Source organism: Wenjunlia vitaminophila DSM 41686, assembly GCF_000380165.1.
GTDB classification, from domain to species: Bacteria; Actinomycetota; Actinomycetes; order Streptomycetales; family Streptomycetaceae; genus Wenjunlia; species Wenjunlia vitaminophila.
In genome coordinates, this window is sequence record NZ_KB904687.1 from 1 (window position 1) to 16,708 (window position 16,708).

A 16,708-nucleotide genomic window follows, 5' to 3' on the forward strand; every position below is an offset into this window, starting at 1 on the left:
CGGCGGGCGCCCCTCACCGTCATACCGGACCCACGCCCCCTCCGGAGCCAACGCCTGACCGTCCACGAACTCGCCCGTCTCCTCCAGCCGCGCCGCGAAGTCGTTCATGTACTGCACGTGCGCCGAGATCTCCTCCGGCGTCCACCGGTCCATCGGCACGTCGTTGACCGCCGCCGGGGCACCCCGGTAGTGCTTCAACAGCAGGTACTTCGCCATCGTGGTTCTCCTCGGTACTCGTGCGACCCCCGGTGGATGCCGCCTTCACCCCCAGGACGGAGCAGGACACGGGTTCTCGACATCGCCGTCCGACTTTTTTGGAATCTCGCGGACGGGCGTGGTCAACGGGGCGAGCGTCGCCCGGGGCGGCCCCCGGGCGGCTCGCCCGTTCCGATCCTCCCGAGGCTAGAAGGAGGTTCCGAAGCCGCCGATGTAGCCACCGGAGCCGAGGCTGCCGGTACCGCCGAAGCTGGGGCGGGTGGGAGGCGGGGCGGGGGTGGGGCCGGAGGGGGTGGTGCGCCAGGTGTGCCGGGTCACCTGGTTCCACCAGGTGCTGAACGCCATGGGCTCGCCCAGGTCGCGGCACTCGCGCTCGACCTCGGCGCACGCGTCGGGGTCCCAGGCGAACCGGGGCCGGGGGCTGGTGGAGCGCCAGAGCTCCAACAGGCTCTCCTCCAACTCGTACGCGGTCAGCCGTGGCGGCGCGGGCTCGCTGGGCGCCTCCGGGGAGATCCCGATGTTCACGGTCCTGCCGCTCCTGCTCGGGGCGTGGACCCAGTGGCGGTGGGAGGCGACCGTCCGCACCACCTGGCGCAGTCGTTCCGCCGCGCGCCGGCGCTCCTCCTGGACGGCCTGCTGCTCGGCGCGGTGGGCCGCGACCAGGGCCTCGATCTCCTCGCGCACCGGGCGGTACTCCTGGGCCGCGTGCTCCAGCCGCTCCAGGAAGACCTGTTGCGCCCTCGCCGACCGTGCCGCCGTCCTGCGTCGCCTGCCGGGCCAGGGGAACGGCTCCCCCGGCGTCGCCCAGGACCTCACCCGGTGGTACAGGTCCACGGAGGCCCGTCGCCCACCGTGTGCCCGGTGCAGCTCCTCCAACGCCCGGGACACCGCGTCGAGGTAGCGGCGCGCCGCGGCCTGCCAGCGCACGCGTTGCGCCTCGGTGCAGGAGATCCCTCCGTACCGCCCGATCTTCCACGGCCGGAAGACCACGATGTGGCCGGGCAGCGGCGCCGAGGCGACGGGGACGAAACGAGCACCGCACAGCTTCGCCGCGTCGAGGGCCACCCTGTCCTCGTCCAGCGAGACCCGGACGGTCTCACCGGAACCGGTCTCCGTCACGACGACCGACCTTCCCGCCCCGCCGGCCGCGACCACCCGTGCGGCCCGGGCGAACTCCGCGTCGCGGCCGTCGTCTCAGGACGGCCGCACGTACCCGGGCAATACCCGCCGCAGTGGCCGGATATGCGGCCACCACCGCCGGCACCCGCCCGAGGGGCGTGCGTCAGAGGGACCGGGGGTTCCTACCCGTCCCCCTCACCCGCTGAGGCCACCAGGAGGAACGTCGCTCGCACGCGGTTGCCCTCGGGCGTCCGACCGAAGTCGAGGGCGCACCCGTGGCCCAGCAACAGGCGAAGCCCACGGCCGGACTCGCACTCGTCGTCCGCGTCCGGGTCGCCGACGCGCGGGAGCTGAGGTGACCGGTCACGGACCCCGATGAGGACGTGATCCTCGTCCCTCTCGATGGTCAGGCCACATCGCGGGTCCTCAACGTGCCTGATCACGTTGGTCAGGAGCTCGCTGACCACCAGGGCCGCGAGCTGCTCGGCCCGCTCGTCGCCCCCGAGGTGCCGCACGGATCTCCGCGCGACCTCACGCCACCCGGCAAGGCCCTTCGGCTCCGCCGACAGGGACCAGTTGAACCCGGTCTCTTGATCCTGGGACACAGGCATGAGGCACCTCCAACAGGGCGAGTAACGCAGGCGCGTTCACCCAACGTGGTCGGATGTATGACACGCCGTCACCACCGATCATGCAAGTGCCCACCACTCGAGTCAAGTACTTGCTTGGCAACTTGCCACGCAAGAAGACTCGCTTGAGTGTGTACGAACGGTAACCTGCACCGCGAAGGGAGTAGCTGTGTCTGTTGTGTCCAACACCGGTCCGCTGGCGGCCCGGCGACAGCTCGGAGCCGCACTGCGTCGACTCCGGGACCAACGCGCCATGACGGCGGAGGAGGTTGGCGGGCACCTCGACTGTCACCTATCGAAGGTCACGCGGCTGGAGCAGGGCAAACGCGCCTGCACCAAACGGGACTTCGAGGCCCTGATGGATCTGTACGGGGTCGAGGCGCAGGAGCGTGAGCGACTCCACGCGCTCATGTTGCGGGGCAGACAGCGGGTCGCGCCCTGGTGGCACGCCTACCGCGATGTGATCTCAGCGAACTACGACGAGTTCCTGACGTACGAAGCGGAAGCGTCGCGCTGCCTCGAATATCAGCCGTTGCTCATCCCCGCTCAGCTTCAGACCGAAGACTACGCACGCGCGGTTACCGGCGTTGGCTTCGCCGCTCTCGGCCCTGATCAGGTGGACAGCCTGGTCGAGGTCAAGTTGAAGAGGCAAGCCCGCCTCCGCGAGGAACCTCCGCTCGAGATTCGGGCCGTGATCACGGAGGCCGCCCTACGCTTCCACGTCGGCGGCCCTGCGGTCATGCGAGATCAGCTCCGGGCACTCACCAAGGCCGCCGCAGCCCCTCACGCCAGTCTGCGGGTCATCCCTTGCTCAGCCGGCGAGAAGGGCATCGCAACGGGAGCGTTCACCCTGTTCGGCATCGGGAATGACGCAGACGTGGCGTTCGTTGAGTCGGCAGAAGTCACAACCTTCCGCGATGAACCACTCACGCTACGTCGCCTGAACCGCTTGTTCAAGAACCTCTCCGAAGCTGCGCTGCCTGAGCAAGATAGCCTTGACCTGGTCAAACGTATCGAGAGAGAGCTGATCTGAGATGAGCGAACGGGCCGTCATGTCTGCGGCTGATGTTGAAGGCGTGTCGTGGCGCAAGAGCACCTACACGGCCAACAACGGTAACTGTGTCGAGGTGGCTGACGGCCTCACAGGTGTCATCCCGGTCCGCGACTCCAAGGACCCGGCCGGCCCGGCCCTGCTTTTCACTTCCGACGCATGGTCCTCGTTCGTGGAGGCGGTGAAGCGGGGCGAGCTGCCTCTCTGACAAACGGAGAGTTGAAGCCCGCCTGTTCCTCGGGTGGGCTTCCCCATGTCCGGGGAAACTGACCGGCTGGAGCGGCGGCACCGACCGAGGCGTGTGACTCTGCCGGTGCTTACCCCGAACGTCGCGGGGACACGTAGCGCCACACGAGATCACATGCGGTTATGCGTAGTTGTGGATTGCTGAGATGCCGATGCGTGCCCGCGTTCCAGCAGCGTGATGGTGACACCGGGCGCGACCTGGCGCTCGCCGACAGGTATGAATCCGCGCCGACGATAGAGCGCTATCGCGGGCAGGTTGGCGGTTCCGGTGGACACGACCGTCAGTTCCGCGGGCTCGATCGAGTCCAGGGCGTTGAGCAGTGCTGTGGCGACGCCGCGGCGGTGTGCGACGGGGTGAACCACGAGGCGGCAGATCTCCAGAGCGCCGTTCGGCAAGCGGGTCCAGGCCACCGCTCCGACAAGTCCCGACTCGTCGCGAACTCCGAGGAACGACTCCTCACACGCGCGCAGCTGCTCGAGGGTCTCGTGCAGGGGCGGGATTCCGTCGAAGCCGATGAGCCGCGCTTCGACCGCGTATGAAGCCCGCTGGAGGTCCCACAGATGGCTCAGGATGTCGGAATCGGTCAGGTCGAGCCGGAACGGTTCACCAAGAGGCCAGTGGGATTCGGGGGCGGCGTGGGATCGGCCGGTCATACTGCGATTCTCTCAAAGCTCGCGTCTACCTCCGCACCGAGGCTCTTGGCCCAGCAGCGTCACTCCGATTCATCCGTGATGTGTTCAAGGAATTCAAGATGGCCAAACTCTCAGCACGCAGAGCCGGCCAAACCCCACTGAGAGCGACCTGGTGGCGCGCCTGGCCGCGACTGGCGTGCGTGGCGCGGTGGCTGCTGATGGTCGGCGCGGGCGGGGGGCTACCAAGTGACAGGAACCGTGGGTGCGGTTCGGCCTGGACCATCGCGGCAGAGGGCGCTGACGTGACGGCGACGATGCTGGTCATGCCCGTTGTGTAGTCGATCCTGCGCCCGTCGGGGTGCAGATGCGCGTTGCCGATCTTCGGGATTCCACGGTCCCAGTCCCGGGCAGTGCGTTCGTGGCCCCCCACCTGTGCCGCAGCGTCCCGTCGCCCGGCCCTGATGGTCAGGGTCTGCCCTCAAGGAGTCGTCGCAGCGCCGGCTCCAGGTCGGGGTGGTCGCCGCGGCTGGCGGACTGGAGCAGGTCCGCCACGACCACGAGCATCACGGCGCGGCCTGACTCACCCGTGATGAGGTCGCCGAACGTCTCCCGAACCTGGTCCGCAAGCGAGGGCTCGCGGAGGGAGTAGGCCAACAGCAGCGCCGCGTCGTATCCGGCCGGGGCCAACCCCCATCCCTCCCAGTCGAGGATGACTCCGCTGGTGGTGATGTTGGCCAGGTGCAGGTCCCCGTGGGCCGTCGTCCACTCGGTGATCCTGGGCGCGGCACATCCGGTGTACTGGGGGACCACACGGTCGATCCACTCCTGCCGTACTGCGACTCGGTCCGTGTCCACCGTGGCGATCCGGTCCAGGTCCGCGCGGAGCTGCTTCCACCAGGTGGGCGGGAGTTCCAGCGGGGAGCGTACGACCGGATCGGGTGAGCACGTGGGGGCGTCGATGTACTGGGTCAGTTCCGCCCGGTACGCCGTGTCGTCGACCACCTGGTCGTGCACGGCGTACAGGGCCGGTTTGCTCACCGTGCCGTCGAGCACGGATGCCGCGGCGGTGCCCTCCCAGATCTTGCCGCCCTGCTTCCCGGCCGGTGCGGAGACCAGCCGTAGCCAGCAGGCGCCGTGTCGGAGGTGGTCCGCGCGGCGGGACAGGGTGCGCCCGTGCCAGCCCCACACCGTGGGCCCGGTCGGGGTCACGTCGAGCGCGCCGGCCGCCGCGGTGAACGCCGCGTGCATGCTCTGTTCGGTGGCAGGGTCACGTGGGGGTGAGTACATCCAAGACCGTCCGGAGGTGATCGCTGTCGAGCGGGCCGCCGGCCAAGCCGGCGAGGGCATCGTCCCAGTGTGCCGCTGTGCTGGCCGAGACCAGCACTCGTGAGACACCCGGGCACGAGGCCACGGCCAGCAGGCACGCCCCCGCGACCGACAGGCCCGGTCGGATGAAAGCGGCCAGCTCCGGGGTGGCCGCGGCCAGCAACTCGCCTCCATGCAGCGGGGCGGACGCGTAGACGTCCAGGTTGGCGACGGCTGCCTCGGCGATGGGGCCGCGGTCGTTCAGTGCCGCGGCGAGTGGGCCGGCCATGACGAGGCTGACGGGGAGCTGCACGGCGACCAGGTGGTGGGCGCTGCCGCAAGCCGCCGCACGAGCCGCGGCAAGCAGGCCCCGCACGGTGAGCACGCCGTCGGCGAAGCCGGACCAGGTGGCGACTCCGTAGCCTCCGATGCGGCCGGCCGCGGCCTCTTCCTCGAGCACACGGAATGCCGCGGCCACCTGCTCGGGGGTTCGGGCGCCGGCACGTTCGGGGTTGTGCAGGAGCACCACCTCCAGCCGGCTCCGGCCGAGCTGCTGCCGGTTGCGGTTGAGCTGCCAGCGCACGTAGGCCGGAGCCAGGCTGTGGCCGCTGGCCGCCTCCTCCGGCGAGAGCACGCCGGCCCTTTGAGCCGCGGCCGCTTCCGCGGCCGGGACGAAGCCCACCTTCGTGGAGATGCCCAGGCGCGGGTGGGCGCGGAGCACGGGGGCGAGCAGGGTCTGGGCTCGGCCACGAAGGTAGTTCGGCGCAGTGTCCACCCAGGGGTCCGGTGCGGTGGCCGCGCGCCGTGCGGCGGCGGCCACCTCCCTGCACCGGTGCGTGCCCAGCGCCAGGGTCGCGGGCATCACCGTGGCCCGATGGCGGTCGCGACCTGGCCGCCGACCAGTTCGCCGACCACTGCGGCCACCTGGTCGAGGATGAGGCCGGAGGCGGCGGCGAGGGTGGCCAGGGTGTGCTCGCCACCTCGGCGGAGCACGGTGAGCAGCGGCCCGACCGGGGCTGTGAACTCCCACTCGCATCCAGCTGCGGAGAACACCACGCCGTCCTCGACGGTGTGGAGGACGCTGCGGGCGGTGGTCAGCCGCACCGCCAGGTCTGGGTTGGCAGGTGGCCGACCGGTCAGGTAGGGCAGGGACGGTCGGAGCCGTCCCGGGTCGGCCGCATCCCGCGCGTCCAGGTACCGGGCGACCAGGTTCGGGTCGTCGAGAGCGGCGGTCACTTCCTTTCTCAGCAGGTCCAGGTGGGCTCTGTGCTGGTCCGCGGGCCCGTGGACGGGCAGGTCCGCGCGGATCACGTCGCGGGAACGCAACGTCTCGCACAGCCAGGTCAGCAGGTCAGCGCCGGTGTGGGTGCGCATTCCGCAGGTCAGGTGCAGGCTGTTGGTGTGCTGGTCGGCGGTGACGGCGTGCCACCAGCCGCGCGGCAGGTACAACAGGTCCCCTGGGCGCAGCACCAGGTCGGCGACGGGTTCCTCTGGTGGGGGCTGGGGTGTCTCGGTATCCACTGCCAGCGGCGCGCAGCGAGTCGGGCCGAACAGGCGCCACCGCTTGGCGCCGTGGAGTTGGACCACGATCACGTCGTGGTCATCCCAGTGCGTACCGAAGCCCTCCACCGGGGTCCACGAAGCGTAGGCGTTGACCTGGACGTGTGTGCGGAGCCAACGCTCCAGTTCTTCGGCGAGGTCCCGCACTGGTGGGTGGAGTTCGTCGACCGCGTCAAGGACCAGGCTCGCGCCGTCGGCGAGGCGGGCGTGCAGCTCGGCGGGTTGGAGGCGGTGCCAGATGGTGCGGCGGCGGGTGATCTCGGTCGTGGCGTACCGGTGTTGCGGAAGGGGCTCGCCGTTGGTGGACAGCCGCAGGCGCGGCGGCTCGAGGCGGTGGACGGCCAGCAGGTCGTTGAGGTCGGCGAAGGTGAGCAGGGCGGCGGCGTCGGGCAGGGCGCCGGGCAGGTGGCGGTAGTCGCGGCCCAGCGCCTGGGCGAGGAAGTTCTCCCCGCCCAGGCGCCGCGCGATCGACAGTGTCGTCATCGCGAGTTCGGCCGTGCTCAGTCGTTGCCGTCCGAGCGGCCGGTGCCGCCGCCGTCCGACTCGGCCATCGAGGTAGCGCGGTCCCGGGCGGCGACGACCCGCCGCCGGGCCAGCACCAGGCCCTCCAAGTCGGTCGGACGGTTACCCGAGGACTGGGCGATGGTGGAGTTCACTCGCATGATCCCTCCTTCTGAAGTGCCGGACCGGGGTGGTTCGGCACTTCCAGCGTCGTGAACACGGCAGCGGCAGTCATTGCCGAAGGGCGCGCGGCGCATTGCGGGCTCGGCGCAATACGCCCTCCCGTCGCCGGCCTCCGGGTAGATACCGTGAGCCGGCTGCCACACCCGAGGGGGTACCTCGATGCCCGTGGTAACTCGCCGCAGACGCGCAGAGATCCAACACGAGGCCGCCCGCATCCGCCGCGAACAGCAGCGCCGCCAACAGCCGGCGGCCCGCATCGCCGAGGCCATCCGCCGCGCGTTACCGGAAGTGTCGGCCCTGGAGGCGTGGCGCCTGGCCCTGGGCTGGTCCCGCACAGAAGTCATCAACCAGATCGGCGCGATGTACCGCGCCGACGGCCTCCTGCCACCAGGGCTGAACCCGAGCATGCTGTGCCGGTGGGAGCACGGGACGGAACGCCCAGGCGAGGAGTACGCGCGGATGCTCGCCCGCGCCTACGGCCTGTCCCTCGACCGTCTCGGGCTGACACGCCCCACCCGCCCCAGTGACCACACGTTGCCAGTCCGGTACGGTCAGTGGGATCACACGCGCCCGTGCCCCTGGTGGGGAGAGGGAGAGCCGATGACCACCGCCGCCGGGCTACCCGCCGTCCGTGAGTCCGTCCACCTCGCGCTCCTGGCCGACCCGGGCGCCGGCGCCGGGGTCATCGAAGCCGCCGAGGCCGCCATCGAGCACTATGCCCTCAACTACTCCAAGCACCCACCGAGCGTCCTGTTCGACGAGGTGCGGCGCGTCCGCGAACTGCTCGCCGACCCACTGGCACGTGACATGCAAAGCCGGGTGGACTTGCACCGGGTCACCGGGTGGCTGTCCGCCCTGCTCGGCAATCTGGCGTACCACCTCGACGACCTCACTGGCGCCCAGGTGCACCTCGGCGTGGCCGCAGTCATGGGCCAACGAGTCGGGGACGCACGTCTCACCGCTTGGGCCTACGGCGCGCAGAGCATGACCGCCCGATCCCGCGGCGACCTCGCCGCCGCCGTGGCCCTCGCGCAACGCGGGGTGGACACAGCGGCGGGACCACTCGCCCGCGCGCAACTCCTTGGCTGGGCCCTGTTGCCCGCAGTGGCCCAACAAGGCCGCACCGAAGACGCTGATACCACCCTCGCAGCGGCCAACGACGAACTCGCGGCAGATCCCGTCGGGTGGGCGCCGGGTCGCTTCGGCTACGACGCCGCCGAACACGCCCTCCACCAGGCCGACGCCCACCTCGTCTTGGGCCGAGCTGACCAGGCAGCAGCAACGGCCGAGATCTCCGCCGCGGCCTGCATTGTCGGCACCCCGGGCTGGGCCTCCGCCACGCTGCTCCACGCCCAGGCAGAAGCCCGAGCTCACCCCGGCGACGCCGCCGCCCGGGCCCTGGACGTCCTGGAGCGGGTGCCGGCTGCCCGGCTTCGCTCCACCGCCCGCACACGACTGGCCGCCCTCGCCACCGCGGTGACAGCGACCTCCACCGCTGCGGTGGCCGAACTCCACGAGCGACTGCTCGCCCTACCGGACCCCATCGATCCCCACGGACGACCCGCCACCGACACCTGAGTCCAGACGGTGGAACCCAGGGTGCATCAGGCCACGGAGCCTCGCAGGCTCGGTCGTGGCTCGGATCATCGTGGCGCCGCCGTCCCTGTCAGGCGGTCGCCAGGTGCGTGCGGACGGGGAGATCCTCGGCGTGGGGTACGACGTTAGGGACCTGCTGGAGTTCTGCCGCCGGGCCGGCCTCAACCGGGATGACACCGACCTGTGCGACAGGGCACTGATCGAGTGGCGCGGAGAGAGTTGCAGCAGGTCAAAGCAGTAGGCGACGGACGAGACGGCCTGTACGCCGGGTTCTGTCTCCGTGGGGCCTTGCGGCCCCACGGGAGGCGGCCATCCATCTAGGGCTGCCGTTGCCGACAGCCTCGTGCGGTCTACCCGCGGACTCGGGCGGGCAGCCCTCGGTCGTCCGCGCAGAGCCGTCTTGCGGCGGCTCCTCTTGACCTTGCTCCGGGTGGGGTTTACCGAGCCGTCCGGGTCACCCCGGACGCTGGTGGTCTCTTACACCACCGTTTCACCCTTACCGGGGGCCGAGGCCCCCGGCGGTCTGCTTTCTGTGGCACTGTCCCGCGGGTCACCCCGGGTGGGTGTTACCCACCACCCTGCCCTGTGGAGCCCGGACGTTCCTCGGCGGAGCCCGTCAGGGCCCCGACGCGACCGCCCGGCCGACTCGTCCGTCGTCCCCCCATGATAGTCACCCGTGGGCGGCGGCGATCACTGCCGGACCAGCGAGGCGTGGTGGCGGTACCGGCGGAACCTGGCCGCGCGGACCCCGGCCAGCCCTCTGATCGCCGCCATCTCCTGCTGGTGGCCGACGCTGCGCAGGAACGCCTCGTGGGCCGGGAGGTCGACCCACTCGGCGCAGGAGACCAGCGTGGTGCCGTCCACGCTGCTGAGCAGGTGCATCCTGAGCAGTCCCGGGGCCCTGACGTCGGCGGTCTCGGCGTCGGCGTAGCCCAGCACCTGCTCGTACCGCAGGTCCAGCAGGTCACGCTGGCCCTGCGGGCCGGTGACGTCGGTGGTGACCACCACGAAGAGACCGGTGGCCCGGTCGGGGTGGAGCGCGGTGGTCAGGCTCAGTCGGTAGGGGACGGCGTCCTCGGCGGCGTCGGTGAACTCGTCGGTCGAACACTGGGTGAAGGTCAGCAGCGCGTCGCCGTCGGTGCCGAGCAGGCAGGTGCGGGACAGCACGCCGGCTGGCCAGTCCTCGTTCTGCCACCCGGCCTTGGTGTCCGCGGCGGCGGTCTGCTGGTCGTGCTGGGTGTCCACGGTCCACTCACGCACCCAGACGGTGCTCACCTGGGACCGTGGGACGGGTATCAGGAACGGGCCCGGCGCCTCGGCGGGGGCTGGTTCGGTGCGGTCCGGCGGGTCGGAGGGGGCCGGCATGAGCTGCTCCTGTATTCGGTGGTCGGTGGCCGGCGACCGGTCGTGGGTCGCTCGGGTCGGTGGCTGAGCTGGCTTCGGGGCAGTGCGTGCGTGACGTCGGTGGTCCGGTGGTCCCGGGGCGGGCCGCGACTCGGGACCGGCGGGGGGCGAAGGGCCGCGGCGTGTGGCGGCGCCGGAACCCTGCCTGGTGGGGTCCTATGCTGCGCTGGGCAGCCACCGCTGTCATCACCTGTGCGTCGCTGTCTGAGGAGTTCCGCCGTGCTCGTACTGCTTCCGCCGTCCGAGGGTAAGGCCACCGCCGGGTCAGGACCCGCGGTACGCGTGGGAAAGCTGGCGCTGCCGGAGTTGTCCCCGGCCCGGGAACGGGTGCTCGACGCCCTGGTGGAGCTGTGCGCCGCGGACGAGGACAAGGCGCTCGAGGTGCTGGGGCTGGGCCCGGGGCTCCGCGGTGAGGTGGCGAAGAACGCGGCGGTGCGGGACGCGCCGACGCTTCCCGCGGGGCGGCTCTACACCGGGGTGTTGTACGACGCGCTGGACCTGGGCTCGCTGGACGAGGCGGCGCGACGGCGGGCGAGGCGGTCGCTGCTGGTGTTCTCCGGGCTGTGGGGTGCCGTGCGGGTGGCGGACCGGGTCCCGCCCTACCGGTGCCCGATGGGGGTGCGGCTGCCCGGCATCGGCGCCCTGGCCTCGTTCTGGCGGGGGCCGATGGACGAGGTGATGCCGCAGGTGGCGGGGAGCGGGCTGGTGTTGGACCTGCGCTCGGCGGCCTACGCGGCGGCGTGGAAGCCCACCGGGGCGGTCGCTGGGCGGACCGCGACGGTGCGGGTGCTCCAGGTCACGGTGGTGGACGGGGTGGAGCGGAGGACGGTGGTCAGCCACTTCAACAAGGCCACCAAGGGTCGGCTCACCCGGGACCTGCTGGTCAGCGGCGCGAGTCCGAGGACGCCCGCGGGCCTGGTGACGACGCTGCGGGACCTGGGGTACCGGGTGGAGGCCCGGGAGCCCTCGAGGGCGGGGCGGCCCTGGGAGCTGGACGTGCTGGTGGAGGAGATCTAACCGTTGCGCTCTTCGCAACGACCGTTGCGAAGGCGCCGAAGCGTGGGGAGGATGAGGGGGTGTCCTCCGTACTGGACCTCGCGCCCGTGCTGCCCGTCGTCGTCCTCGACGAGGTGGCCCACGCCGTTCCCCTGGCCCGGGCCCTGGTGGCGGGTGGGCTGCCGGCCGTCGAGGTGACCCTGCGCACCCCGGCGGCGCTGGACGCGATCAGGGCGGTGGCCGCGGAGGTGCCCGGGGCGGTGGTGGGCGCCGGCACGGTGCTGGACGGCGGCCAGGTGGGCGCGGCGGTGGCGGCCGGGGCGCGGTTCCTGGTGAGCCCGGGGTGCACGGACTCGCTGTTGGGGGCGATGCGGGGGTCCGGGGTGCCGTTCCTGCCGGGGGTGTCCACCGCGTCGGAGGTGCTGGGGCTGCTCGAGCGCGGGGTCACCGAGATGAAGTTCTTCCCCGCCGAGGCCGCGGGCGGCACCGCATACCTGCGGTCCCTGGCGGGGCCGCTGCCCGGCGCCCGGTTCTGCCCCACCGGTGGCATCGACGCGCGGCGGGCGCCGGAGTACCTGGCGCTGCCCAACGTCGGCTGCGTCGGGGGCACCTGGATGGTCCCGGCCGACGCCGTGGCCGCCGGCGACTGGGACCGGGTGCGCCGGCTCGCCGCGCGGGCCGCGGCACTGCGGGCCCGTTAGCCAGCGTTGGCCGTTCCCCCGCCGACGAGGGGGCACCCGGAGTCCGCCGCGGGTTCAGCGCAGGTGGGCGGTGTCGTTGAAGAGGCGCAGCGAGGCGTTGCCGTCCGGGTAGTAGTTGAGCACGCAGAACGACGCCGCGGACAGCTCCATCCGGAACAGCGCCTCGGAGGGTGCTCCCAGGGCCAGTCGCACCAGCACCTTGATCGGGGTGACGTGGCTGACCACCAGCACCGTCCGCCCGGGGTAGCGGGCCAGCAGGCGGTCCCGGCAGACGGACACCCTGCGGGTGACGGTGGCGAAGCTCTCCCCGCCGGTAGGCGCGGCCCGCCCGGAGGCCAGCCAGGCGTCGAGGTCGGCCGGGTGGCGTTCGCGCACCTCGGCGAAGGTCAGCCCGTCCCAGGCGCCGAAGTCGGTCTCCCGCAGGCCGTCGTCCACCCGCACCGTCAGGCCGAGCCGGTCCGCGGCCACCTGCGCGGTCTGCCGGCAGCGGGACAGCGGTGAGCTGACCACGGCCTGCACGGTGCCGCGGGCCGCCAGGGCGTCGGCCACCCGTTCGGCCTGCCAGCGGCCCTTGTCCGTCAGCTCCGGGTCCGAGGTGCCGGAGAACCTCTTCTGCGGGGTCAGCGCCGTCTCGCCGTGCCTGAGCAGCACCAACGTGGTCGCGGTGCCCAGGTCGGGGGCTCCGGCCAGGTCCGCGGGGCCGGCCGGGCGGACGGGCGCGGACGGCTCGGCCGCGGTGGGGGCCTCCACGGCCACCGGCCCCGCGGCGGGCGGCCCCTGCACGGCCAGGGCCGCGGCCTCCGCGGTGGGCGCGGTCGCGGCGAGCGCGGCACGGGACATGCCCGGCTCCCAGGGCCTGCCGCTGCGGCCCGCGTCCATCGCCTCGTTGGCCAGCCGGTCCGCGTGGGAGTTCTGGTGCCGGGGGATCCAGGTGTAGCTGACCCGTCCCGGCGGGAAGACGCTCCTGGCCTCGGCGGCGAGCGGGCGCATGTCCGGGTGCTTGATCTTCCAGCGGCCGGACATCTGCTCCACCACCAGCTTGGAGTCCATCCGCACCCGGACCGCGGCGTCGGGGTCGAGGGCGTGCGCGGCACGCAGACCGGCGACCAGGCCCCGGTACTCGGCGACGTTGTTGGTGGCGACGCCGATGTACTCGGCGGTCTCCGCCAGCACCTGACCGGTGTCGGCGTCCCGCACCACCGCCCCGTAGCCGGCGGGCCCCGGGTTCCCCCGGGAACCTCCGTCGGCCTCGATGACGAAGGTGGGCATCAGATGCCGGACTCCGCGGTGCGCACCAGGATGCGCCGGCAGTTCTCGCAGCGCACCACGGTGTCCGGGGCGGCGGCCCGGACCTCGTTCAGCTCCGTCACCCCGAGCTCGAGCCGGCAGCCCTCGCAGCGCCGCTGGTAGAGCCGCGCCGCACCGACGCCGGCGGACTGGGCCCGGATCTTCTCGTAGAGCTTGAGCAGGTCCTGCGGGACGGCGCCGGCGATCACGCCGCGCTCCTTGGTGAGCGTGCCGGTCTCCGCGTCGATCTCCCCGTAGGCGTCGTCGCGGCGCCGCTCGACCTCGGTGACGCGGGCGCCCAGCGCGGCCACCCGCTCGGCGAGCTCCGCGGCGCGCTGCTGGGCCGACTCGCGGCGCTCCATCACCTCGAGGACGACGTCCTCGAGGTCCGACTGGCGCCTGGCCAGCGAGGCGATCTCCCGCTGGAGGTTCTCCAGGTCCTTGGGCGAGGTAATCGCGCCGGAGTCCAGGCGCTGTTGGTCGCGGGCGGCGCGGGTGCGCACCTGGTCCACGTCCTGCTCGGCCTTCTTCTGCTCCCTGGCGGTGTCGCTCTCCTCGGTCTGTGCCGCGACCAGCAGGTCGCGGACCTGGGTCAGTTCGCCACTGAGCCGCTCGACCTCGGCGTGCTCGGGAAGGGTCCTGCGCTTGTGCGCCAACTGCTCGAGGCGGGAGTCGACGGCTTGGAGGTCGAGGAGGCGGATCTGGTCGGCGGGCGCGGCGTTCAGCGTGGGGCTCCTGGGCTGCTGGTCGGGACGGGCGGGTGTATGTCGGCTGGCCTGGCCGGTTCGTGTGCGGTCCACGGGTCCGTGACCCGGGTGGAGACGTCGGTGCGCAGGGCCCAGCCGTGCCGGTCGGAGATCTCGTCGAGCTGGGCGGCGGCCTGGACGCACCACGGCCACTCGGTGGCCCAGTGGGCGGCGTCCAGCAGGCCGAGCGGGCTGGCCTGCTGGGCCTCGGACGCGGGGTGGTGGCGCAGGTCGGCGGTGAGGAACGCGTCCACGCCCGCCGCCCGCACCTGGTCGAAGAGGCTGTCCCCGGAACCGCCGCTGACCGCGACGGTGCGCAGCGGGGCGTCCGGGTCCCCGGCGACCCTGATGCCGGCCGCGGTCCCCGGCAGGGACCGGGCGGCGAGTTCGGCGAAGCCGGACAGGGTCATCGGTTCGCGGGGCTCGCAGATCCTGCCGAGGCCGCGGCGGCCCGCCGGGTCGGTGGGGTCGGGCACCAGGGGTCCGAGCACCCGCAGGCCGAGGACGCTGGCGAGGGCGTCGGAGACCCCGGGGTCGGCGGTGTCCGCGTTGGTGTGCGCGACGTACAGCGCCACCCCGTTCCTGATCAGCGTGTGCACGACGCGGCCCTTGAACGTGTCGGCGGCCACCGTCGTCGTCCCCCGCAGGTACAGCGGGTGGTGGGTGACCAGCAGGTCGGCGCCGGCCTCGACGGCCTCGAGGGCGACCGGCAGGACCGGGTCAACGGCGAACAGCACCCGGGACGCCGCGGCGTCGGGATCTCCGCAGACCAGGCCCACGGCATCCCACTGCTCGGCCCGCGCGGGGGGCCACAGGGCTTCGAGTTCGGCGAGGACGTCGGACAGCTTGGGCACGGTCCGAAGGCTACCCTGCGCGGCGGGAGGGACCACAGCCCCGCCGGGCGATCGACGGGCGGGGCGGCCCGCCCGCGGCGGACACCGTCGGCTGGTCATGCACATCCCCGGGGCTCCGTTCCGGGGAATCCCAGTGCGACCACTCTTATTGGTGAACCAACGCATCTCCTGCCGATCCACCGGTGTGGACGAAAACTACCTTCTGGCACGGAGGTGACCCAATTGACTATCTGTGACGCCCCAGAGGAGACGGTCGCGACGACGCCGGTCCCCGGTGCGGTCATGGCCCGGGTGGGGTTCACGTTCTCGGCGGACGGCTCCTACGCCGCCTGCCTGGCCCGGGGTCGGGACGGTGGGTGGTTCCCCGAGCGGTGGGCGCTGCGGGGACCCCGACCGCACACGGTGTCGCTGCGGGGCCGGGGCGGTCCCGAACGACCGGGCGGTGGGTTGCTGGCGCTGCCCGACGGGAGGGTGCTGATCTGTCGGCGTGACCGGGACGACGGCCGCAGGGACGGGGGGCGCGGTCGCACCCCGGGACGCGGCGCGGGTGTTCGGCGCGTCGGGCTGTTCCGGCTGGCGATGCTGTGTCCGAGCGGGGAGGGCACCTTGGAGCTGCCGCTCGGCGAGCTCGAACTCGACCAGGTCTGGCTGGTGCCGCTCCCGGCGCCCGGTCCTGGGACCGGTCCCGGCCGTTGGAGGATCGGTCCTTCCGCGGCGCTCGCGGTGGGCTGCGCACCGGTCGCCGAGGGCGCGGTGGTCACCTCGGTGTGGCTGGTCAACGCCCGGGACCCGCGGCCGCGGCGGATCGCGGAGCTGCCGGGGCGGCACGTCGGCGGGGTCTGGCTGGACCGGGCGGGCCGGATGCTCGCGCTTGACCGGGTGGCCAGGGGCCGGGTGAAGACGGTCGTCCTCGACCTGGACACGGGCCGGAGCAGCCCCCTGCTCCAGATCGCCCAGAACAGCAATGACCGGCTGGTGCTCGCCGATCCGGGCAGCGGGCTGCTGGTGGTGCGCAGTGACGCGCCCGGCAGCGACCGGCTCGGGTGGGGAGTCCTCGGCAGTGACCGCCCGGTCCGCTTCCCGGAGTGCCTCCGGCCGGTGGACGGGGCGCCGGTCACCCCGTTCGCGATGTGGCCAGGGGCGGCGCCGACGCCGCAGGAGTGCGCGGTCGCGGTGTGGGCCGGCGGGCCGGCGGGGGTGCGCTGCGCGGTGTGGCGGCCCGCGCAGCGGCGGCTGGTGGCGCTGGAGCCCCCCGACGGCTGGCTCGCGGGCGCGGGCCACTGGTCGGCGGACGGGTTGAGGTTGCCGTTCAGCACACCGCGGTGCCCCACGGGGGTGGTCACGGTCGGCGGGCCGGCGGCGGTGCGACGGCGGGCGGGCGGTCCGACGGGGGCCACCACCGGAACGCGGGGGCACGGCGGGCCGGGGGCGGTGGAACGGCAGGCCGGCGGGTACCCGGGGGCGGCGGAGCACGCAGGGGCGGAACGGGCGGCGGGACCGGCGGGCCCCGGGGGTACGGGGGCGGCGGGACCGGCAGGGGCGGAGCAGGTGGTGGCAGACGTGGGTGCGGGCGACGGGGCGGACCCGCGGCCGGCGCCTCGGGGGGTGCCGCCGTTGCGCAGACCCGTGCCGCTCCAGCAGGCGCCATTGACTGCCGGAGGTTGACGTGTCGTTCCGATTG

Annotated in this window: 18 protein-coding genes, 1 other RNA gene and 1 pseudogene; 7 read left to right on the forward strand and 13 right to left on the reverse strand. The window is 72.6% G+C overall.

The genetic code is table 11. The annotated features are described in order from the left end of the window. The 3 genes and pseudogenes from A3IG_RS0118955 to A3IG_RS30405 form a co-directional block, all read right to left on the reverse strand. Positions 1-216, reverse strand: a pseudogene (locus tag A3IG_RS0118955) (YciI family protein); the annotation flags it as partial. Positions 217-402: 186 nt separating this feature from the next. Next, positions 403-1,335, reverse strand: a complete 933-nt coding sequence (locus tag A3IG_RS34320) for a hypothetical protein (RefSeq protein ID WP_157862365.1) — start codon at positions 1,333-1,335, stop codon at positions 403-405. Between the two features lie 182 nt (positions 1,336-1,517). Continuing rightward, on the reverse strand, positions 1,518-1,946 hold the full coding sequence (locus A3IG_RS30405; protein WP_018385169.1) for an ATP-binding protein: 429 nt from the start codon (positions 1,944-1,946) through the stop codon (positions 1,518-1,520). Positions 1,947-2,142: 196 nt separating this feature from the next. Between A3IG_RS30405 and A3IG_RS0118975 the strand changes: the two genes are divergently transcribed. Further along, positions 2,143-2,997 carry a helix-turn-helix domain-containing protein gene (locus A3IG_RS0118975; protein WP_265736654.1) on the forward strand — a complete coding sequence of 285 codons (855 nt, stop codon included), beginning with the start codon at positions 2,143-2,145 and terminating at the stop codon, positions 2,995-2,997. A 1-nt stretch (position 2,998) separates the two neighbouring features. Then, positions 2,999-3,223, forward strand: a complete 225-nt coding sequence (locus A3IG_RS0118980) for a DUF397 domain-containing protein (protein ID WP_236719299.1) — start codon at positions 2,999-3,001, stop codon at positions 3,221-3,223. Positions 3,224-3,372: 149 nt separating this feature from the next. On the opposite strand, the gene A3IG_RS30410 is transcribed toward A3IG_RS0118980, so the two are convergent. The 5 genes from A3IG_RS30410 to A3IG_RS34600 form a co-directional block, all read right to left on the reverse strand. Further along, a complete protein-coding gene (locus A3IG_RS30410) occupies positions 3,373-3,915 on the reverse strand; it encodes a GNAT family N-acetyltransferase (protein WP_018385172.1) in 543 nt (180 codons plus the stop codon). Between the two features lie 444 nt (positions 3,916-4,359). Further along, complete coding sequence (locus A3IG_RS0118990) at positions 4,360-5,142, reverse strand: phosphotransferase (protein WP_018385173.1); 783 nt, start codon at positions 5,140-5,142, stop codon at positions 4,360-4,362. 19 nt (positions 5,143-5,161) lie between these two features. Further along, the gene (locus A3IG_RS0118995) at positions 5,162-6,061 is read right to left on the reverse strand and encodes an aldo/keto reductase (protein WP_018385174.1); all 900 of its coding nucleotides are present in this window, start codon (positions 6,059-6,061) and stop codon (positions 5,162-5,164) included. Beyond that, positions 6,061-7,242 (reverse strand): cupin domain-containing protein, encoded by a 1,182-nt coding sequence (locus A3IG_RS0119000; protein ID WP_018385175.1) that lies wholly within the window; start codon positions 7,240-7,242, stop codon positions 6,061-6,063. The genes A3IG_RS0118995 and A3IG_RS0119000 overlap by 1 nt, the downstream gene beginning before the upstream one ends. Before the next feature lie 17 nt (positions 7,243-7,259). Then, the gene (locus tag A3IG_RS34600) at positions 7,260-7,421 is read right to left on the reverse strand and encodes a hypothetical protein (RefSeq protein ID WP_169366232.1); all 162 of its coding nucleotides are present in this window, start codon (positions 7,419-7,421) and stop codon (positions 7,260-7,262) included. A 181-nt stretch (positions 7,422-7,602) separates the two neighbouring features. Between A3IG_RS34600 and A3IG_RS0119010 the strand changes: the two genes are divergently transcribed. Next, positions 7,603-9,021, forward strand: a complete 1,419-nt coding sequence (locus A3IG_RS0119010) for a helix-turn-helix domain-containing protein (RefSeq protein ID WP_236719298.1) — start codon at positions 7,603-7,605, stop codon at positions 9,019-9,021. Positions 9,022-9,076: 55 nt separating this feature from the next. Then, positions 9,077-9,280, forward strand: coding sequence for a hypothetical protein (locus A3IG_RS0119015; protein ID WP_018385178.1), 204 nt, complete (start codon positions 9,077-9,079; stop codon positions 9,278-9,280). Between the two features lie 4 nt (positions 9,281-9,284). On the opposite strand, the gene rnpB is transcribed toward A3IG_RS0119015, so the two are convergent. Both rnpB and A3IG_RS34325 read right to left on the reverse strand, forming a co-directional pair. Further along, positions 9,285-9,688, reverse strand: an RNA gene (rnpB, locus tag A3IG_RS32025) — RNase P RNA component class A. 41 nt (positions 9,689-9,729) lie between these two features. Further along, positions 9,730-10,404: an antibiotic biosynthesis monooxygenase family protein gene (locus tag A3IG_RS34325; RefSeq protein WP_018385179.1), complete on the reverse strand. Its 675-nt coding sequence runs from the start codon at positions 10,402-10,404 to the stop codon at positions 9,730-9,732. A gap of 258 nt (positions 10,405-10,662) precedes the next feature. Between A3IG_RS34325 and yaaA the strand changes: the two genes are divergently transcribed. Continuing rightward, positions 10,663-11,460 carry a peroxide stress protein YaaA gene (gene yaaA / locus A3IG_RS34330; RefSeq protein ID WP_026220419.1) on the forward strand — a complete coding sequence of 266 codons (798 nt, stop codon included), beginning with the start codon at positions 10,663-10,665 and terminating at the stop codon, positions 11,458-11,460. 59 nt (positions 11,461-11,519) lie between these two features. Continuing rightward, on the forward strand, positions 11,520-12,140 hold the full coding sequence (gene eda / locus A3IG_RS0119030) for a bifunctional 4-hydroxy-2-oxoglutarate aldolase/2-dehydro-3-deoxy-phosphogluconate aldolase (RefSeq protein WP_018385181.1): 621 nt from the start codon (positions 11,520-11,522) through the stop codon (positions 12,138-12,140). 54 nt (positions 12,141-12,194) lie between these two features. On the opposite strand, the gene A3IG_RS0119035 is transcribed toward eda, so the two are convergent. Genes A3IG_RS0119035 through A3IG_RS0119045 form a run of 3 tightly spaced genes read right to left on the reverse strand, consistent with a single transcriptional unit; the run spans position 12,195 to position 15,027 of the window. Further along, positions 12,195-13,409, reverse strand: coding sequence for a bifunctional RNase H/acid phosphatase (locus A3IG_RS0119035; RefSeq protein WP_018385182.1), 1,215 nt, complete (start codon positions 13,407-13,409; stop codon positions 12,195-12,197). Beyond that, on the reverse strand, positions 13,409-14,152 hold the full coding sequence (locus A3IG_RS0119040; RefSeq protein WP_040911908.1) for a zinc ribbon domain-containing protein: 744 nt from the start codon (positions 14,150-14,152) through the stop codon (positions 13,409-13,411). Before A3IG_RS0119040 ends, A3IG_RS0119035 begins: the two co-directional genes overlap by 1 nt. Next, complete coding sequence (locus A3IG_RS0119045) at positions 14,149-15,027, reverse strand: Nif3-like dinuclear metal center hexameric protein (protein WP_018385184.1); 879 nt, start codon at positions 15,025-15,027, stop codon at positions 14,149-14,151. The genes A3IG_RS0119040 and A3IG_RS0119045 overlap by 4 nt, the downstream gene beginning before the upstream one ends. A gap of 213 nt (positions 15,028-15,240) precedes the next feature. On the opposite strand from A3IG_RS0119045, the gene A3IG_RS34335 reads away from it, so the two are divergent. Then, complete coding sequence (locus tag A3IG_RS34335; protein ID WP_211219469.1) at positions 15,241-16,692, forward strand: hypothetical protein; 1,452 nt, start codon at positions 15,241-15,243, stop codon at positions 16,690-16,692. The last annotated feature ends 16 nt before the right edge of the window (positions 16,693-16,708 follow it).